Below are 498 nucleotides of genomic sequence, written 5' to 3' on the forward strand. Positions count from 1 at the left end.
GGCCCGCCAGCTCGGCACCCCCGCCTGCGCGGGCAGGCCGACGCCGTTCAACTGCTCGGTGGTCATCGCCCGTTCCCCGCTTCCTGTCCCGCCTGCGGCCCGCGCCGACCGGCCGGTCTGCGCCCCGGGCGGCCCGGTGGGGTGTGCGGTGGGCGGGTGGTGCGGGTGAGGTCCGTGGTCATGCTCGGACGCCTGCCTTCCGTGGCTCTTCGGAGGACCTGGCAGCAGGGGCCGACTCCGGCGCGGGGTCGGGGTCGGTGCGAGGACCGGGCGGGACGGGGGCCCCGGCCGTCACCGTGGTGCCAGGGCGGCGACGGGTCATCATCCCCAGTGCGCCGACCAGGACCCCGGCGGCGGCACCGACCGCGGTGTCCAGCTGGACGGAGGGCGAGGACGGCCCCTCCGGCTCGGCCGCCGCGGCCAGCGGGACCAGCCGGACGCCGGTCTCCTTGCTGCTCGTGTTGGCGAACGCCACCAGCGACTTGGCGACCGCGTCGG

General features: G+C 77.7%; 1 protein-coding gene. It reads right to left on the reverse strand.

The features are described from left to right. Positions 1-178: 178 nt before the first annotated feature. On the reverse strand, positions 179-498 hold a 320-nt coding region (locus UK12_RS41915; protein ID WP_045306908.1), incomplete at its 5' end, for a hypothetical protein.

Origin of the sequence: Saccharothrix sp. ST-888, assembly GCF_000955975.1 — a bacterium.
GTDB lineage: Bacteria > Actinomycetota > Actinomycetes > Streptomycetales > Streptomycetaceae > Kitasatospora.